At 53.8% G+C, this 17774-nt stretch carries 14 protein-coding genes; 1 reads left to right on the forward strand and 13 read right to left on the reverse strand.

What is annotated here, in order from left to right:
- Nucleotides 1–404: 404 nt before the first annotated feature.
- The 10 genes from ptsP to MKX76_RS14715 all read right to left on the reverse strand — a co-directional run bounded on the left by ptsP (nt 405) and on the right by MKX76_RS14715 (nt 13620).
- Nucleotides 405–2126 (reverse strand): phosphoenolpyruvate--protein phosphotransferase, encoded by a 1722-nt coding sequence (gene ptsP, locus MKX76_RS14670; RefSeq protein WP_341034051.1) that lies wholly within the window; start codon nt 2124–2126, stop codon nt 405–407.
- Nucleotides 2119–2394, reverse strand: coding sequence for an HPr family phosphocarrier protein (locus MKX76_RS14675; RefSeq protein WP_007129281.1), 276 nt, complete (start codon nt 2392–2394; stop codon nt 2119–2121). The genes ptsP and MKX76_RS14675 overlap by 8 nt, the downstream gene beginning before the upstream one ends.
- Nucleotides 2395–2472: 78 nt before the next feature.
- Nucleotides 2473–4575 (reverse strand): glucose-specific PTS transporter subunit IIBC, encoded by a 2103-nt coding sequence (ptsG, locus tag MKX76_RS14680; RefSeq protein WP_341034052.1) that lies wholly within the window; start codon nt 4573–4575, stop codon nt 2473–2475.
- Between the two features lie 288 nt (nt 4576–4863).
- On the reverse strand, nt 4864–5715 hold the full coding sequence (glcT, locus tag MKX76_RS14685) for a glucose PTS transporter transcription antiterminator GlcT (protein ID WP_007129279.1): 852 nt from the start codon (nt 5713–5715) through the stop codon (nt 4864–4866).
- A 336-nt stretch (nt 5716–6051) separates the two neighbouring features.
- Nucleotides 6052–7572 (reverse strand): flotillin family protein, encoded by a 1521-nt coding sequence (locus MKX76_RS14690; protein WP_341034053.1) that lies wholly within the window; start codon nt 7570–7572, stop codon nt 6052–6054.
- A gap of 4 nt (nt 7573–7576) precedes the next feature.
- Nucleotides 7577–8110 (reverse strand): hypothetical protein, encoded by a 534-nt coding sequence (locus MKX76_RS14695; protein WP_007129277.1) that lies wholly within the window; start codon nt 8108–8110, stop codon nt 7577–7579.
- Nucleotides 8111–8344: 234 nt separating this feature from the next.
- Nucleotides 8345–9508: an iron-containing alcohol dehydrogenase gene (locus MKX76_RS14700; protein WP_007129276.1), complete on the reverse strand. Its 1164-nt coding sequence runs from the start codon at nt 9506–9508 to the stop codon at nt 8345–8347.
- 335 nt (nt 9509–9843) lie between these two features.
- On the reverse strand, nt 9844–11433 hold the full coding sequence (locus tag MKX76_RS14705; RefSeq protein WP_341034055.1) for a UDP-glucose--hexose-1-phosphate uridylyltransferase: 1590 nt from the start codon (nt 11431–11433) through the stop codon (nt 9844–9846).
- Nucleotides 11434–11453: 20 nt separating this feature from the next.
- On the reverse strand, nt 11454–12443 hold the full coding sequence (galE, locus tag MKX76_RS14710) for a UDP-glucose 4-epimerase GalE (protein ID WP_028405014.1): 990 nt from the start codon (nt 12441–12443) through the stop codon (nt 11454–11456).
- Nucleotide 12444: 1 nt separating this feature from the next.
- Nucleotides 12445–13620, reverse strand: a complete 1176-nt coding sequence (locus tag MKX76_RS14715) for a galactokinase (protein WP_028405013.1) — start codon at nt 13618–13620, stop codon at nt 12445–12447.
- 185 nt (nt 13621–13805) lie between these two features.
- On the opposite strand from MKX76_RS14715, the gene MKX76_RS14720 reads away from it, so the two are divergent.
- On the forward strand, nt 13806–14696 hold the full coding sequence (locus MKX76_RS14720; protein ID WP_341034056.1) for an AraC family transcriptional regulator: 891 nt from the start codon (nt 13806–13808) through the stop codon (nt 14694–14696).
- Between the two features lie 129 nt (nt 14697–14825).
- Here the strand turns inward: MKX76_RS14720 and mgrA are convergent, their stop codons facing one another.
- From mgrA to MKX76_RS14735, 3 genes are all read right to left on the reverse strand, one after another.
- On the reverse strand, nt 14826–15839 hold the full coding sequence (gene mgrA / locus MKX76_RS14725; RefSeq protein WP_341034057.1) for an L-glyceraldehyde 3-phosphate reductase: 1014 nt from the start codon (nt 15837–15839) through the stop codon (nt 14826–14828).
- A gap of 83 nt (nt 15840–15922) precedes the next feature.
- Complete coding sequence (locus MKX76_RS14730) at nt 15923–16681, reverse strand: NAD-dependent protein deacylase (RefSeq protein ID WP_210095596.1); 759 nt, start codon at nt 16679–16681, stop codon at nt 15923–15925.
- Between the two features lie 158 nt (nt 16682–16839).
- Entirely contained in the window at nt 16840–17613 is a 774-nt protein-coding gene (locus MKX76_RS14735; protein ID WP_028405010.1) for an HAD family hydrolase, read from the reverse strand.
- Between the last annotated feature and the right edge of the window lie 161 nt (nt 17614–17774).

Consider the following 17774-nt stretch of genomic DNA (forward strand, 5'->3'; position numbering starts at 1 on the left):
TATGGGTACCTGAATCATGAGACAGACCTCCAGCATTTGAATGTAAAACGCTTTCATATATCAATATATGTCAAAAGCCTTCATTTGGTTTGGGTTCATGCCAAATCCCCATATTTTTTAGGCTATTATACAAGCAAATTTGCCTGGTGTCTTTCTTTTTTCTGCGAGAATGCAGCCGGAACCAAATGAAAATGAAAATTTCGGTCATCAATCGAAGCTGATAAACTTATTGGGAGAGGTCAGCAATAGCATCTTTTAATTCTGCCACGAGATAAAAAATAGCATCTGTCCGGGTGGACAGATGCCGTCAATTCATCATTTACTTGGAAAAAGATGTTCAAGATTCCCTTGGGAATATCAAGTTATGACCCAGTTAATGGCGCAAAACGAATAGCTTCGATGAATTACGCGTTCGCAGCGTCGATCGCACGAACCAGCTCGACCACTTCCTCCGCGGTTCCCATCTCCAGCGCTTTCGCTGCGAGCGTCTGCATCTCGGCGCGGGACAGCTTGCTGATCTGGCTGCGTGCCGGAAGGATCGAGGTTGCGCTCATGCTAAACTCATCCAGCCCCAGTCCGAGCAAAATCGGAATCGCCGTTGAATCGCCGGCCATTTCGCCGCACATGCCGACCCAGCGGCCTTCGCGGTGGGCAGCGTCAATGACCATTTTAATCAGGCGAAGAATCGCCGGATTGTACGGCTGATACAGATAGGATACGCGTTCGTTCATACGATCCGCCGCCATCGTGTATTGAATCAGATCATTGGTGCCGATGCTGAAGAAATCCACTTCCTTGGCAAATTGGTCAGCCAGAACCGCCGTTGACGGAATTTCGACCATAATCCCCAGTTGGATATTGCTCGCAACCTGGATTCCTTCGGCCTCCAGCTTCGCCTTCTCTTCTTCAAGAACGGCTTTGGCTTCCCGGAATTCACCGAGTGTAGCGATCATCGGGAACATGATGCGCAGATTGCCATGAACGCTGGCGCGAAGCAGCGCCCGCAGCTGCGTTCTGAATATGTCCTGGCGGTCAAGGCACAGACGAACCGCACGGAAACCGAGGAACGGATTCATTTCCTTCGGCAAATCGAGGTAAGGGAGCTCCTTGTCGCCGCCGATATCCAGCGTCCGGACGACAACCGGCTTGCCTTCCATTTTCTCCAGGACCGACTTGTACGCGACATATTGAATTTCTTCGGAAGGCAGCTTGTCTCTGCCCATATACAGAAACTCTGTACGGTACAGGCCGACCGCTTCGCCTCCGTTATCCAATACGCCGGCCACGTCGTTAGGCGTACCGATATTGGCTGCCAGCTCGACATGCACGCCGTCCTTCGACACGGTTGGCTCGGTACGGAGCTTCTTCCACTCCTCAACCTGCTTGGCATAAGCTTCTTGCTTGGCGCGATATTGGGTTACGATCGCCTCGGTCGGATTGATGATGACATCGCCTTCCAGACCGTCAACGATCATGAGGTCGCCGCTCTGAACCGAGGAGAGCACATTCTTCGTTCCGACAACGGCCGGGATTTCAAGCGACCGTGCCATGATGGCCGAATGCGAGGTCCGGCCGCCGATGTTCGTCGTAAAGCCCTTCACGTACTTGCGGTTCAGCTGCGCCGTATCCGAAGGCGTCAAATCCTCGGCAACGACAATCACTTCCTCGCTGATTTCCGAAGGGCTGACATAATTCAGTCCAAGCAAATGCTTCAGGATGCGCTTCGTAACATCACGCATGTCGGCAGCCCGCTCCTGCAAATAAGCGCTCTTCATGTTCTCGAACATTTGGATGAACTGAGTTGCCGTTTCGTTTAAGGCATATTCTGCATTAACCGATTCGGACTTGATTTTCTCCTTAACCGGATCGATCAGCTCCGGGTCGTTCAGAATGAGAAGGTGAGATTCGAAAATCTCAGCCTTCTTCTCTCCAAGCTCCTGAAGCGTCCGTGCCTTGATCGCTTCCAGCTCAGTTTGGGACTGAGCCAGAGCGGCATCCAGCTTCGCAAGCTCGGCATCTACGTCCGTTACCTGCTTTTGGCTGATCGAATAATCAGGATGCTCGAGGATGAAAGCCCGGGCAATCGCAATACCAGCCGATGCCGCGATTCCTTTCAGATTATTCATGAAGTTCCCCTAGCCCTTCGTTGATCATGACTTCTTGGAGCGCTTGAAGCGCTTCGCTCTCGTTGCCGCCTTCAGTAATCAGCGTCAGCGTATCACCTTGCTCAAGACCGAGGGACAGCACGCCAAGAATGGATTTCAACGTCACTTTCTTGCCGTTGGATTCCGCGAAAGAATTCGTGTCCTGGAATTTGTTGGCTGTGTTAACCAGCGCTGTTGCAGGGCGTGCATGGATTCCGTCTTCGTCGATAATTCTGAAAGTTTGTTGCATGTTCATCATCCTACTTTCTTCGGTTTTTATAATTTAAGTTATTTCTAGCATAGCATAAGCCTGCTCATTCAAAGAAGTTTACCCCTTGGTGATCGTGATGATGGCCTCTTCGCCGCTCTTTACATCACCGGTTTTGTTCAGCTTAACCGCTGCGCCTTCCGGCAGATTCGAGAAGATGATCGGAGAAATGATGGATTTCGCATTCTCCTTCACATACTCCAGATCGACCTGCATGATCGGCTGTCCTGCGGTTACAGCATCGCCTTCCTCGACAAGCACGGTAAATCCTTGTCCCTTCAGCTTCACGGTGTTTACGCCGATGTGGACGAGCACTTCCTTGCCGCCGTCCGACATGATGCCGACCGCGTGCTTGCTTGGGAATACGTTGAACACTTTGCCGTTGACCGGTGAAGCAATGGTTCCGTTATGAGGCACAACGGCGAATCCATCGCCTGTCATGCGCTCCGAAAAGACCGGATCCGGCACATGGGATATATCCATCAGCTCGCCGTCTACCGGAGACACGATCTGCTCCGAGACAAGCGTCCCTTCCGCTGCATCCGTATCACAAGCCTGCTCATTCGAGACGACTGGTTGAACCGGTGCGTCCTCCCCAGGCGAAACCGCCGTGGCAGAGGTTGTTTCAGCTGGAGCTGCTTTCCCGGAAATAATATCCTGGATCTGCGATTTAATCGTATCGGAACGGGTTCCGAAGATCGCCTGGATATTGTTGCCGACCTCAAGCACTCCGGATGCTCCGAGCTGCTTCAATCTGGCTTTATCGACATTGCCCTTGTCTTTGACTTCCACCCGAAGACGGGTAATGCAAGCATCCAGATGAGCGATATTCGTCTGTCCGCCGAGTGCGGTCAGAATATTGGACGGCAGCTCGTCCTTGCTGCTTCCCGCAGCTTTCGAGCCCGAGTCTGTCGCAGCCGCGGCATCTTCGCGGCCAGGCGTCTTCAGATTAAACTTCCGGATGACGAACCGGAAGCCGAAATAGTAGATGACCGCCAGAATCGCGCCGACGATCAGCACATTCCACCACGGTGTCCGGTTCGGGATGACGCCGAAGATCATGTAATCGATAAGCCCCCCGGAGAAGGTCATGCCGATCTTCGTGCCCAGAATATGCATCGTCATGAAGGACAGTCCGGCGAACAGCGCATGGACTGCGAACAGCAGCGGCGCCACGAACAGGAAGGAGAACTCAAGCGGCTCCGTGATTCCTGTCAGGAACGAGGTCAGGGCAGCCGAACCCATAATGCCGGCGACATATTTCTTGTGCTCCGGTCTAGCCTCGTGGTAGATGGCCAGCGCGGCAGCGGGCAAACCGAACATCATGAACGGGAACTTACCGGTCATGAACGTACCGGCCGTAAATTCCACGCCGTCCCGCAGCTGGGCCATAAATATATTTTGATCACCGCGTACCATTTGACCTGCCTGATTAAAGTATTCCCCAAATTCAAACCAGAATGGGGAGTAGAAGATGTGGTGCAGACCGAACGGAATCAATCCGCGTTCCACGACGCCGAATACGAATGCGGACAGCGTCAAATTTTGTTCCAGCATGAAATGGGATGCGGTGTTAAGCGCAGACTGGATCGGCGGCCAGATCACGACCATCAATAAACCAAGCAATAGCGAAGTCGCAGCCGTCATAATCGGAACAAACCGTTTCCCGGCGAAGAAGCCCAGGTAGGATGGAAGCTCCATATTGAAAAATCTTCGGTACATGCTGGCAGCAAGTATGCCGACGATAATTCCGCCGAACACCCCGGTGGCTAATGTCGGGATGCCTAACACACTGGCATACTCGTAATTGGTGCCGATCATGGAAGGGGTTACGCCAATGACGCTTCCCATCGTTACGTTCATGACCAGATACCCGATAATCGCAGCAAGACCCGCTACACCTTCGCCTCCGGCCAAGCCGACGGCTACCCCGACCGCGAACAGCAGCGGCAGATTCGTAAACACGATCTGTCCCGCGTTCATCATGATGGTCGCAGCTGCTTGTACCCAGGCGGCATCAAGCCAAGGCGCATACTTGAGGAAATCCTCATTGACGAGCATGTTGCCCAGTCCGAGCAGCAGACCGGCAGCCGGAAGGATGGCTACGGGCAGCATCAGCGCTTTACCGACTCTTTGCAAAACGCCGAAAAGTCGTTTAAACATGACGATTCTCACCCTCTATCTAGTTGTTGTCACAAATGTGTGAAATGGTGTTGCAAGCATAAAACAACAAAAAAAGGCATGAGCAATTACGGGAACCGGTTGGTCTCTAATCCTATGGATTAGATTACCCGAAAATGGGTAATAACAACCAAATTCCTGCAATCCTCATGCCTGATCGAATCAGTTACACGTCGATTTTGCTGTTTTACTTATGAACTGTTCGTATTGTATCACCGTTCGTACACGGTTGCAACTACCAACTGCCAAGGCTTCATAAAATCTTCACTTTTACTCATCCTGCTGCTTTCGCTGTACCAGACGTTGAAGGTGAATCGTCAAATATCCGGCCTCGGCCGGGTAAACCGGCTTCTTCAGACGCCGCTCCATGATCTTTGTCAGCTTCCAGGCCAAGGAATAAATCTCAGGGTACTCCCGTTTGAGCAGACCGTCAAGCGCACTCGCCTCCTGAACCGCTTCCCCTCTGCGGACCCGTTCCAAAGCGAACCGAAGATGCGTTAACAGCCGGGAATAATCAAGCGAATCCTTCGGAATGACATAATCGAGCTGCTGCTCCACGGTATGTACCAGATCGGCGATCAGCTCCGAATGCTTGCGAACCTCCGATATATGCTGATTGGTAAGCGCCCCGTGAATATGCAGCGCAATGAATCCGATCTCTTCCTCCCCTAAATCGACCCCAAGCTTCTCATGGATCGTCCGAACCGCATACGCCGCCATTTTGTATTCTTCCGGATACATTTCACGGGTTTCATATAAAAAGGGATTATGAATATACAGTCCCTGGGCATGGCGTTTGATTGCAAAAGCAATATGGTCGGTCAATGCAATGTGAATATGCTCGTTCAGGGAAGAACCGCTCGTTTTCTCGGCGTGCGTGACAATCTCATTCATCGCCTCGATCAGCTTCTCATCGATATGCGGGACCAGCTGCTTATACTGCTCCTGTTCCTCCGGCTTGGTCAGAATGAACATTTTCTCCACGGCCGATACCGGAATCCGGTCCTTGTTCTTCTGACCGAAGCCGATTCCCTTGCCGATGACGACAACCTCTCCATGCTGGGGATGTATCGCTATGATTACGTTATTATTTAAAACTTTAGCCACTTGTAAGCTGCTCACATTCGCACCTCTTTTGATCAAACGCGTATACTCGGATATCTTATCAGAAATATGAGGTTGCGGCAAAAAAGAATACGATGTCCTCCATAATCACGGCTCTCCGGTCCTGCTCAAGCGGCATTCAATTCAGGGAAAAGAGAACTGGCTTGCCAGCAGGCTGCCGCTGGATGAACCCAGCATCCTTCATATCTCGAACGATTCCAGCGGCAGGCTGCCGGCTCTATGTTCATTCGCTCTAACCGGCAAGCTGACTGTCTATGCTGCATTCGCTTCAACCGACAGCTGACAGCTCTAAGGTCTATGCTGCATTCGTTTCAAATGGCAAGCCGTCCGGCTCTACTCTTCCTTCGCTGCACTCGCTTCAACCGGTACAAGCTCTGGTTCAATGGCAGCCGGCTTCTGGACCTCGGCCGGCTTCTTCGTCAGCCCTTGGATCAACGCCTCCACATCAATTCCCGATACGCTCTTGAGCATTTCAGGCGCGGTTGACATCAGCTCCGTTACATAATTGCTCACCCGAGCGGCGCCTTCGCCATTCCCTGTGTCGACAACCGTCAGCTTATCGATAGAAGAGATCGGCTGGGCAATTTTACCTGCAAGCTCAGGCAGCATCTTCACGATAATATCGAGCACCGCAGCCTCGCCGAACTTCTGGAACGCCTCGGCCAGCTTTTCCTTCGCATCCGCCTCGGCAATACCGCGCAGCCGGATAACCTCCGCTTCGGCAGTACCTTTCGCGCGCTCGGCATCGGCGACAGCAAGACCGTCCAGACGCTTTTGCTCGGCCGAAGCCTTTGCCTGTGTTTCGATCGAGTATTGGATTGCATCCGCTTCCCGCATTTTGCGCGCCTTCTCCGCTTCCGCAGCCTGCTCTACCGCATAGCGGTCCGCGTCCGCCTTCTTCTTCACTTCGGCATCGTACTGCTTCTGACGAACCATGATTTCTTTTTCCTGCAGATCGATTTCCCGCTCTTTGCGGACGAGCTCAACCTTCATCTGCTCCTCAACCATCGTCTGCTTCGCCCGAGCTTCCTGGATATGGTAGGCCTGGTCGGCTTCCGCCTTGGCCGTATCCTGCTCCTTCTTAAAGGAGGCGACCTTCAGTTCCTTCTCTTTCTCGGCTTCGGCGATATTGGTGTCGCGCAGAAGCTCGGCCTTCTGTCCTTCTTCTTCGGCGCGGGCCTTCTGAATCCGAGCATCCCGGACGGCTTCCGCTTCGGCGATCTCCGCATCCCGCTTTACGGTTGCGATCCGCGGTTTACCCAGCGCTTCCAGATAGCCGTGCTTATCCCGCACATCCTTGATCGTGAACGAAACGATTTGCAGCCCCATCTTCTTCAAGTCTCTCGCAGCGACCCCTTGAACCTCCTGGGCGAACTTGTCACGATTCCGGTATACTTCCTCAACCGTCATTGAACCGAGGATCGCGCGCAGATGACCTTCCAGCACCTCTTGCGCTTCGCCCTTCAGCGCCTCAATCGGCTTGCCCATGAATTGCTCGGCAGCTGTAGCCACGTCCTCAATGGAGCTGCCGACCTTGATGATCGCAACCCCGTCAGCCATGACGGGAACGCCCTGCTCTGTGTACACTTCCGGCGTCATCACGTCAAGCTTATGGGATAACAGCGAAACGAACTCGGACCGCTGAAATACCGGCAGAATAAACGCTCCGCCGCCTCGAACGATTTTGATCTTGCGGCCGGATTCGTCCTCCGAAATATTTTTGCTGCCGAGGAAAGATCCTGTCACGATCATCGCCTCATCCGGGCTGACCGTCTTGTAGCGAGCCCAGAATGCAAGGCCCAGCACGATCAGGACACCTACAACAATCGACGGAATAACCAAATACTCTGGCATGTTCTCATTCATCTCCTTTTCGTTCTTCCAGTTCGGACACACGGAGGACACCATCAACGACGTCGATGACCACGACCCGGATCCCGGCGGGCAGAACGCTGCGGTCAAAGCTTGAAGCAATATGCGTCGTATTGCCTGCGCCTACCTTGATCATGACTTCACCAAAGCCTTCGGCCGGCAGCGGTACCGTAACGACACCAATTCGCCCTGCCAGCTCCTTTATGGAGAAGCCCGTGGAATTCTCGCTGTTCTCCATCGGCTTGACATAGCCGAAGTAGACCATAATCGAGATCCCGATTGCCGCTAATATGGACAGCGTAATATGGGCTCCTGCCGCCAAGTCCGTATATTTCATCAGCATGATCCCGGTTCCGCCGAAGACGGTGATTCCTCCTGCAATCACAACCGGATTAAAAAAATCAACCGACAAAAAGTCCAGGAGACCGTCCAGCGCCGAGCTGAGAATATCTCCGAGCAGCACGGTGACGACGGCGAACAGAATGCCTCCGATCAGACAGCCCCAATATAACGCTTCCATGATGATTGCCCCCTCTCGAATCCCTCACTGTGTATAACAAGTAATACGGCAAAAAGTTTGCTAAAGTTTCAATTATTTGCCGTAATCGTATGGAAATCTCTTCATATCACCCCATTATACATGAAAAAAAGCCGCCCAGCCGTAGAATATTTCCACGTGAAGGACAGCTTCTTGGAAGGCTGCTTGCAGCCCCAATACTAATGTTTTAGCTTCATTGTTCCTAATCCGCTGAGCTTACAGCGACATTTTATAAATTTCGACAACATCCTCGCGCTGCAGCTTGCGGAAGTTACCGAAAGGACCGAAGCGCATCGCCTTGTCGGCCATGGCCTCAATTTCGGAGTCGTCTATGTTGTAGTCTCCCAGCGTACTAGGAGCCCCAATCGAGCTCCAGAAACGGCGGAGCGCCTCAATGCCTTCGAGTCCGGCCTCTTCGTCGGTCTTGCCGGCAGAATCCACCCCGAACACATTGACCGCAAGCGACTTGAAGCGTGCGGGCTGTGCTGGCAGATTATACTTCATCCAGTTCGGGAACAAAATCGCCAGGCCGCCGCCGTGCGGAATATCGTACACAGCCGATACCGCATGCTCGATATTATGGGTTGCCCAGTCGCCGGCCATCCCCATGTTAATCATGCCGTTGAGCGCCATCGTGCCGCAGTACATCACCGTCTCGCGCAGTTCGTAGTTTTCCAGGTCTTCGACCAGCTTCGGCGCCGTATCGATCATCGTGCGCAAAATCGTCTCGCAGAAGCCGTCCTGAACCGGGGTATTGGTATCCTGATGGAAATAATGCTCGAGAACATGGGACATAATGTCAACGATGCCGTATACCGTCTGATCGCGAGGAAGCGTGAACGTATGTACGGGATCCAAAATCGAGAACGCGGGATACGCCCACGGGCTTCCCCATCCCATTTTCTCCTTCGTTGCTTCGTTCGTGATGACCGAGCCCCCGTTCATCTCGGAGCCCGTTGCGGCCATGGTCAGTACGGTGCCAAGCGGAAGCGCTCCTTGCGGGGCAGCCTTGCGCTCGACGAAATCCCACATATCCCCGTCGTATTTGGCTCCGACGGCAATCGCCTTGGAGCAGTCAATGACGCTCCCCCCGCCTACGGCCAGGATCAGATCGATGCTGTGCTCACGGCAGAGCGAAACGCCTTTGTGGACCGTGGACAGACGCGGATTCGGCTCAACGCCGGCCAGTTCTGTTACGGATGCTCCCGCTTCCTTTAGCAAGGAGAGGACCTGATCATACAGGCCGCTTCGTTTGATGCTCCCGCCGCCGTATACGAGCAGTACGTTCTTGCCGTATTTCGACACTTCCTCCTTCAGGGCGCTCAGCTTGCCTTTCCCGAATATCAGCCGGGTCGGATTATGAAATACAAAAGGTCTCATGTTGCGTACCTCCAATAAGTGTAATGGGATTGTGCTAATGTGTCTTTGCTGCTCTATCATTTTACCCCATTCCCGTAGGACATAACAAACAGACACCTGACCGAGCGCAAGAGAAGCAATTGCATGCAAGGTTTGGCGCCATCCGTACCCTATCGTTTGGCCATGAAAAAAGCCGTCCCTATGCAAAAGGAGGTTCGAAAACCTGCCTGCGATTTGCATAGGAACGGCCGCTATAGGGGCTCATCCTTCAAGGCTGGTGCCAAAACGGAGATGAAGCTCTCTTAAGACGCTGCGCAGATGCTTTACTCCGGATGTTTTGCCTTCGGCTCCGGCATTTATCCCTGGTCCGTCACAAAGCCCATGCTGCTCAAGAAGCGCTTGAAGGCTTGCTGCCCTTCCGCTGTTTGTTTATAAACGCCTGCATGCTCCAGAATCGTGGTGAACTTCTGACCTACCTCCCGGCGTATCCACTCCGCGGCTTCCGCTTTGTCCGACGCGGCCGGCAGACGCTCCCGCAGGCTCTGAATCCATTCGCCGTGAACGGCAAGCGGGTGATCCGGCTGCCGACTGGCGGCGTAAAGCTCTTCGTTGCCGGCTAATATATCGGCGATCAAGTCAAGCTCCACCTTAAGCCGGCCCGGGAGGATGGCAAGTCCCATCACCTCGATCAAACCGATATTTTCCTTTTTGATATGGTGCATCTCGCGGTGCGGATGAAAAATCCCCTCCGGATACGCTGCACTCGTCCGGTTGTTGCGCAGCACCAAATCCATTTCATACCCGCCGTCCGCATGTCTTCTCGCGATCGGAGTCACCGTGTTATGTCGGACACGCGCTCCATCCGTCTCGCTAAAAGCCAGAATATCCGCTTCCGGGTCACTGTAGGATTTCCAGGCTTCGTAAATTTGGGACGCGCAATCCAGCAGCCGCTGCCGGTCCTTCGAGGCGAGCCGGATTACGGACATTGGCCATTTCACGATGTCGACCGATACACCCGGGAACTGCGAGTGGACGAACCCGAGTACGCGGGGGGCATTCTGGATCGGGAAGTTGTGCCGTCCCCCCTGGAAATGGTCATGCGTCAGAATGGAGCCGCCGACAATCGGCAAATCCGCATTCGAGCCAAGGAAATAGTGCGGGTATATATCCACGAAGCTCAAGAGGCGGGACAGCGTCTCCGTCGTCAGCTTCATCGGAACATGCTCCCGATGAAACACGATGCAGTGTTCGTTGTAATAAACGTATGGCGAGTATTGGAAGAACCACGGCTCCCCGTTCAGCTCAAGCGGCAGGATGCGCAAGTTTTGGCGGGCGGGGTGGTTTACCCTGCCTGCATACCCGACATTTTCGCGGCATAGCTGGCATTTGGGATAGACCGGCGGAGGAAGGAGCTTTGCCATCGCGATTTCCTTCGGGCTTTTTTCCGGCTTGGACAGATTGATCGTGATCTCGATATCCCCGTATTCGCTCGGATGCTTCCAATACTCGTTCTTGGCCACACGGTCCATGCGGATGTAATTGGAGTCGATGCTGAGGTTATAAAACCAGCTTGTAGCCGCCTCAATCCCCTGCTCCTCCTTCAAGATTTGAAAGGCCTGCTCCACTTCCGAAGGCCTTGCCATCAGCCGACCCATAATTTTGGCATCCAGCAAATCCCGGTACGTATCCGTATTTTCCGGGATGAGGCCATGAGCGGCCCCGTAATCGATCAGCGTATCGAGCAGGGACTGGGGTCCTTCAGGGACTTCATCCTTGACCTCTTCAAGGTACGGCTCGCTGAACCCGAAATCCTCCAGCAGGAGATTCCGGCTGTAGTCGACATCCGCCTCGCGGATCAGGCCTTTCTGCAGGGCATATTTCACCAGCATTTCGATCGCGTACAGGGCCTGCTTTGCTTCGGGAGTGCTTGCAGTTGTCATATCCATCGTTGATCTCCCCCTTGGATTTATCGATTCCCGTAACCATCCGGATGGCTGCTGTGCCATCTCCAGGCGCTTTCAATGATTTCCTCAAGCGTCGTACGCGCCGGCTTCCATCCGAGCACAGCGCGTGCCTTATCGGAAGAGGCCACCAGCACCGCCGGATCCCCGGCCCGTCTGGCTTCCATCACAACCGGAATGTCGGCTCCGGTCACCTTTCTCGACGTTTCGATCACTTCGTTCACCGAGAAGCCCAGCCCGTTACCAAGGTTGAACACATTGCTGGGCTCCCCACGCCGCAAATATTCAACCGCCCGCAGATGAGCATCCGCCAGGTCGCTGACATGGATATAATCCCGGACGCAGGTGCCGTCCGGCGTAGCATAATCGCTGCCGAACACCGAAATATGCGGGCGCTGCTTCAGCGCCGTCTGCAGCACGAGCGGAATCAGATGGCTCTCCGGCCGGTGATCCTCGCCGATCTTCCCGCTTTCATGCGAGCCGGCGGCATTGAAATAGCGAAGGGAGACATATTTGATGCCGAGCACCGTATCGAACCAGGCCATCATCCGCTCCATCATCAGCTTGGTTTCGCCGTACACATTCGTCGGATGCGTCCGATCCGCTTCCTCAATCGGCACCTTCTCAGGCTCGCCATATGTCGCTGCCGTTGAAGAGAAGACGATCTTCCGGACATTCGCTCCATTCATCGCTTCCAGCAGACACAGCGTTCCATAGACGTTGTTGTCATAGTACTTGACAGGGTCCTTCATACTCTCGCCAACGAGCGAGTTTGCTGCGAAGTGGATGACGGCATCGATTTCATTTTCCGAAAACAGCTGCTTCAGCAGCGCCTTATCGCGCAGATCCCCCTCATACAGCTTTCCGCCAAGCAGCGCCTCGCGGTGTCCCGTCTCCAGGCTGTCGATAACAACCACATCTTCACCCTTCTCAAGCAGCTCTGCCACGGTATGCGAGCCAATATACCCTGCTCCGCCGGTTACCAATATAGCCATTTTAGTTGCCCTCCTTTATTTCATGAACGCCGTGACCAACGCCGCATACGTAGAAATCGGCTTTCAGTCCGGTTCTTGCCTCATACTTTCGGCCAACCTCTTCGATAAAGCGCTCCACCGCATCCTCATGAACAAGCGATACCGTACATCCTCCGAATCCGGCGCCGGTCATTCTGGAACCAAGCGTGCCCGGTATCCGCTGCGCTTCCTCAACCAGGGCATCGAGTTCATCCCCGGTCACTTCATACAGATAGCGAAGCGAGTCATGCGATTGGTTCATGTATTGTCCGAATGCTTCCAGATCGTTATCCTTCAAAGCCTTCACCGAGTCGAGCACGCGCTGGTTCTCTTCAACAACATGCTGGGCCCGTCTGGATACCGTTTCATCCTTGATGGAGTCCTGAACATCCTTGAACTGCTGCGGGTTAAGCTGAGCCAGGTACGACAGCGCCGGAATTTCCTTCTGTAAAATTTCAAGCGCCTTGTCGCATTCGCTGCGGCGTTCATTGTACTTGGAATCTACAAGGCCGCGGCGCTTATTGGTATTGGCAATGACCAGCTTGTAAGCCCCCGTCTGGAAAGGAACGAGCTCATACTCCAGCGTATCGCACATGAGCAGAATCGCATGGTCCTTTCTTCCGTTGGCTACGGCAAATTGGTCCATGATGCCGGAGTTGACGCCGACGAACTGGTTCTCGGCACGCTGGGACAGCTTCGCGATCTCCACCGTATCCGTCTCCTTGCCTTCCATCGACAGGAGGGCATAGGCGGTCACAACCTCCAGCGACGCTGAGGAGGAAAGACCCGCACCATTCGGAATATCGCCATGGTAGAGCAGATCGTAGCCGCTGGAGAGCGTAACGCCAAGCTTGTTCAGCTCCACGATGACACCCGCCGGATAATCCGTCCATTCCTCCGTCTTGGTGCCGATATGCTGCAAGCGGATATCAGCTGTGTGAGCCAGATTCGTTGAAGCCAGCGACAGCTTGTCATCGTCGCGCGGACGGATGATCAAGGTGGTGCCGAATTCCAGCGCCGCCGGAAGAACGTATCCGCCGTTATAATCCAAGTGCTCGCCGATCAGATTGACGCGCCCCGGCGCGTTGAATATCCGGGCCTGATGCTTGCTTTCACCGTGCTTATTCTTAAATGCTTCCATAAGTTGATTTGTGTCCACTGCCAATCACTCCATCCTGTACATATGGTAGATTTACTGATTCAAGTATAGCGAAATTGACGTCTGGCGGTAATGAAGTCTTGTGAGATACATATGGATTTATGTGACCTTGCAGGATACAATAAGGTTGGATTGCGGACAGCATGACAACAGCTCCATCCCTTGTAGCAAGCAAGCTCGACTCTATGTTAAGGAAGGTCATTTTATTGAAACCGACAACCTATTCTGTTGCATCGAACCCGGCCCAGCCGGAAGCCTCCAGGCTGAGAGTGCGGTTTGCCGGCGAAAGCCAGACGCTCCCCAGGCATGCGCTCGGGCCCAAAATATACGATCATTTCCTGCTTCATGTTATTGAATCAGGCCGCGGAACCTTTCGTACCGAGGCTGATACATACCCGCTCGGGCCCGGAGACTGCTTTCTCATTCACCCGGGGCAGCTTGTCAGCTACGTCTCCGACCACAACGATCCGTGGCGGTACCGCTGGGTTGCCTTTGACGGAGACGCCGCCGCCGTAGAGGTGGAAGCCACCGGCCTGCTGCCTGAGCGTCCGGTCCTCCACATGCCTAGCGAGAGCCGTATTCCCGGGTACATCTCGCGCATTCAGGCCGGCTTCCAGACGAAGGAGGAAAGCTCCCACGTGGCCGCCGTCGGCTACCTCTACCTCATTTGGGCCGAAATCATGCGGCTCGGCGGGCGCCCGGCACAGGTTCTGCTGGGCGAACCGCAGGTTCAGCGCACGGTAAAGCAAATGATCAATTATATGACTGCCCAGTATGCGCACCCCGTCTCGATCGAGCAGATGTGTGCGAGTCTCGGTTATAATCGCGCATATCTATCGCGCATCTTCAAGAAAGAAACCGGGATGACCCCCATCACCTATTTGCTCCGCCTGCGAATCGATCAGTCCAAGCGGCTGCTGCGCGAGCGTCCTGATCTGTCCATTGAACAGGTCGCCGCTTCGGTGGGCCTGACGGATCCGCTCTATTTCTCGCGCCAGTTCCAGCGCAGGGTCGGGAAATCCCCGTCCCGCTATCGCAAGGATATCGAGGATACCTCGGCTCAAGATCAACCATAGTCCCTGCCGCTTTAGCAAAAAAGCATCCCGAAAGGTCAACCATCTTGACCCGGGACGCTCTTCTTCCAAAGCAATCGATTATACCGTTGTTCTTAAAAAGCATCTCTATTAAAAGCTGCTGCCTGATGTCTAGGACGACTTATCCTCGGTCTCCGTCTTCAGGATCGCTTCGATCCGGTCGAGCTCCTCCTTGGAGAATTCCAGATGATTCAGGGCAGCTACATTATCCTCGATCTGACTCACCTTGCTCGCACCGATCAAGGCCGAGGTTACTCTTCCGCCCCGCAGCACCCAGGCCAGCGCGAATTGAGCCAGGCTCTGTCCGCGTGCCGCCGCCATCTGGTTCAGCGCCCGGATTTTGCGGAGAACATCCGGCGTGATGTTGCTTTCGTTCAAGAAGACCGACGCGCTGGCGGCGCGCGAATCGACAGGAACGCCATTCAAATATTTGTTGGTCAGAAGCCCCTGAGCGAGCGGCGTAAAGGCAATGCTGCCCACACCGTTCTCCTCGAGCACATCCAGCAGGCCGTTCTCTATCCACCGGTCCAGCATGGAATAGCTCGGCTGATGAATCAGCAGCGGCGTGCCGAGATCCTTGAGAATCGCGATTGCTTCCCTCGTCTTCTCAGGGGAATAGTTGGATATTCCGATATACAAGGCCTTCCCGGATCGGACAATGTGATCGAGCGCCATCATCGTCTCTTCGAGCGGCGTCTCCGGATCCATCCGGTGATGATAGAAAATATCAACATAATCCAATCCCATCCGCTTGAGGCTCTGATCGAGACTGGATACCAGATACTTGCGCGAGCCCCAATCGCCATAAGGTCCCGGCCACATATAATAGCCTGCCTTTGAAGAGATGACGATCTCGTCGCGGTACGCCTTCAGATCCCTGGATAGAATCTTTCCGAACGTTTCTTCCGCTGAGCCTGGAGGCGGTCCGTAATTGTTCGCCAGGTCAAAGTGCGTGATACCAAGGTCAAATGCGCGCGTAATCATATTCCGTCCGTTCTCATACGTATCGATGCCGCCGAAATTATGCCACAAGCCGAGCGAGATAGCCGGAAGCTTCAATCCGGATCGCCCGCAGCGGTTATAGATCATGCCTTCATAGCGGTCTTCGCTAGCCACATGGGTCACTTATATCCCTGCCTCTCGATTAAGGTTACGTCCGTTGCAAGAAATATCTTATCCTGTTTTGCCGCCCGTTGACAAGAAAACGATTACAGCTTGGTGTGGATCAGCTTGTCAACCTCCGTCATGACCTCGCCGATGCGATCCGCGATCAGGAGTCCCGCCCGATGATCATACGGCGTAGGATCCGCATTCAGAAGGGCTACTTTGCTTCCCTGAAAGTAGGAAACCAGGCCGGCTGCAGGATGTACGGTCAATGAAGTGCCACCGATGATCAACAGATCCGCCGTCGAGATTTCCTGAATCGAGCGCATGAGGATCTTCTGGTCAAGCTCTTCCTCATATAATACAACGTCCGGTCTGATCACCCCGCCGCAGTCCGGGCAGCGCGGAACGGTCTCCTTGATGTCCAAAATGTCCTGAAGGCTGAAAAACCGGGAGCATTCCATGCAATAATTGCGATGAACCGAGCCATGGAGCTCCAGCACGTCAGTGCAGCCGGCGCTCTGATGGAGACCATCGATGTTTTGCGTAATGACCGCTTTCAGCTTGCCCTCGCGCGCAAGTCTCGACAGCAGGCGATGACAGCCGTTCGGCTGCGCATGGGGATGCAGCATTTTGCTCCGGTAGAAATCATAGAACACCTCCGGGTGCTTCATGAAAAATGAGTGACTGAGCATCACCTCCGGCGGGTACGGAGACTGATGCTCGCTCTGATACAGACCGGCTGCCGAACGGAAATCAGGTATTCCGCTCTCGGTAGACGTGCCGGCCCCTCCGAAAAAAACAATATAATCGCTTGCCTCAATCCATGTTGCCAATTGCTCGATCTTTTTCCTGTTCTCCACTCTTCACACCTCCACACAGCCAAAAGTGCTGTCGTTTCAGGATTTTGCTAAATTTGACTACAGCCGCTCCGGGTACAATTTAGAGACGAACTAAACCATTTCGCTCTATAAATTGCTGATTGAAAGCCGCTCTTTGGATTTTATCAAAATCCTCACGTCTATCTATACACCTCTAGTTCATTATAATCGGAGATGACAACATCGGCATCTATCAAATGAGCCGCATCTTCGATATTGTCGCACAAGCCTACTGCCAGGGCTGCCCCCGCCTGCTTGCCCATCTGCATATCCGCGTTGCTGTCTCCGACGACCACCGCCTCCTCCGGCTTGATGCCGAGCAGCCTGCACGCCATCTCCGCCATGTCCGGATGAGGTTTGCCGTTTCGGACCTGATCCCGGCCGATGATAGCCGTAAAGAATGAGCTAAGGCCGAGCCACTCGATATGCTCCATCGCGGCCGCGGTGTCGTCCGACGTAACGACGGCCAGCTTCACGGATGCCTGCGTGCATTTCGTCAAAAATTGCTCGAGACCCGTCATCGGAAAGGCCGGCTTGCGGCGGCGGATTTCATACATGGCATTCTTCGTCATTTGCTTGACTTGAGTAATCGCCTCGTTCCACGGCATGCCTGCGGCATATAGCTGCCAGGCGAGCATGCCCGTCGTTTCCTCCACGGTCCCCATGGCCAGCGGGCCGGTAACATCATAACCGCAGATCTGCCCTTTCGCATCATGCTTCGTCCCGAGCACCTGCTCCCGGGGGCTAGTAAAACCGGCCCCCATCATCGCAAGCTGCTTCTCCATGGAGTCCAGCACATATTCCGCCCATCCTCCCCATAATGTCAAGAAATGGAGCAGCGTACCGTCTTTGTCAAACAGAATTCCTTCAAAAGGCACCGATTGTCCCTTTCCTGATATTTGCAGTTTCGGCAATGGATGACCCTCCCCGATCGTCAAGTTCTACTATTATTAAACCATGAATCGAACGCGGATATAAGCTAAAATCCATCCGAATTTTCCAGTGTGCCGTTCAAACGAAAAACTTCCAATCTTTAGTCAAATATTGTGATTCATGACAATTGAGGCGTGGTAAG

The organism is Paenibacillus sp. FSL R5-0810 (assembly GCF_038002285.1).
GTDB classification, from domain to species: domain Bacteria; phylum Bacillota; class Bacilli; order Paenibacillales; family Paenibacillaceae; genus Paenibacillus_AQ; species Paenibacillus_AQ lactis.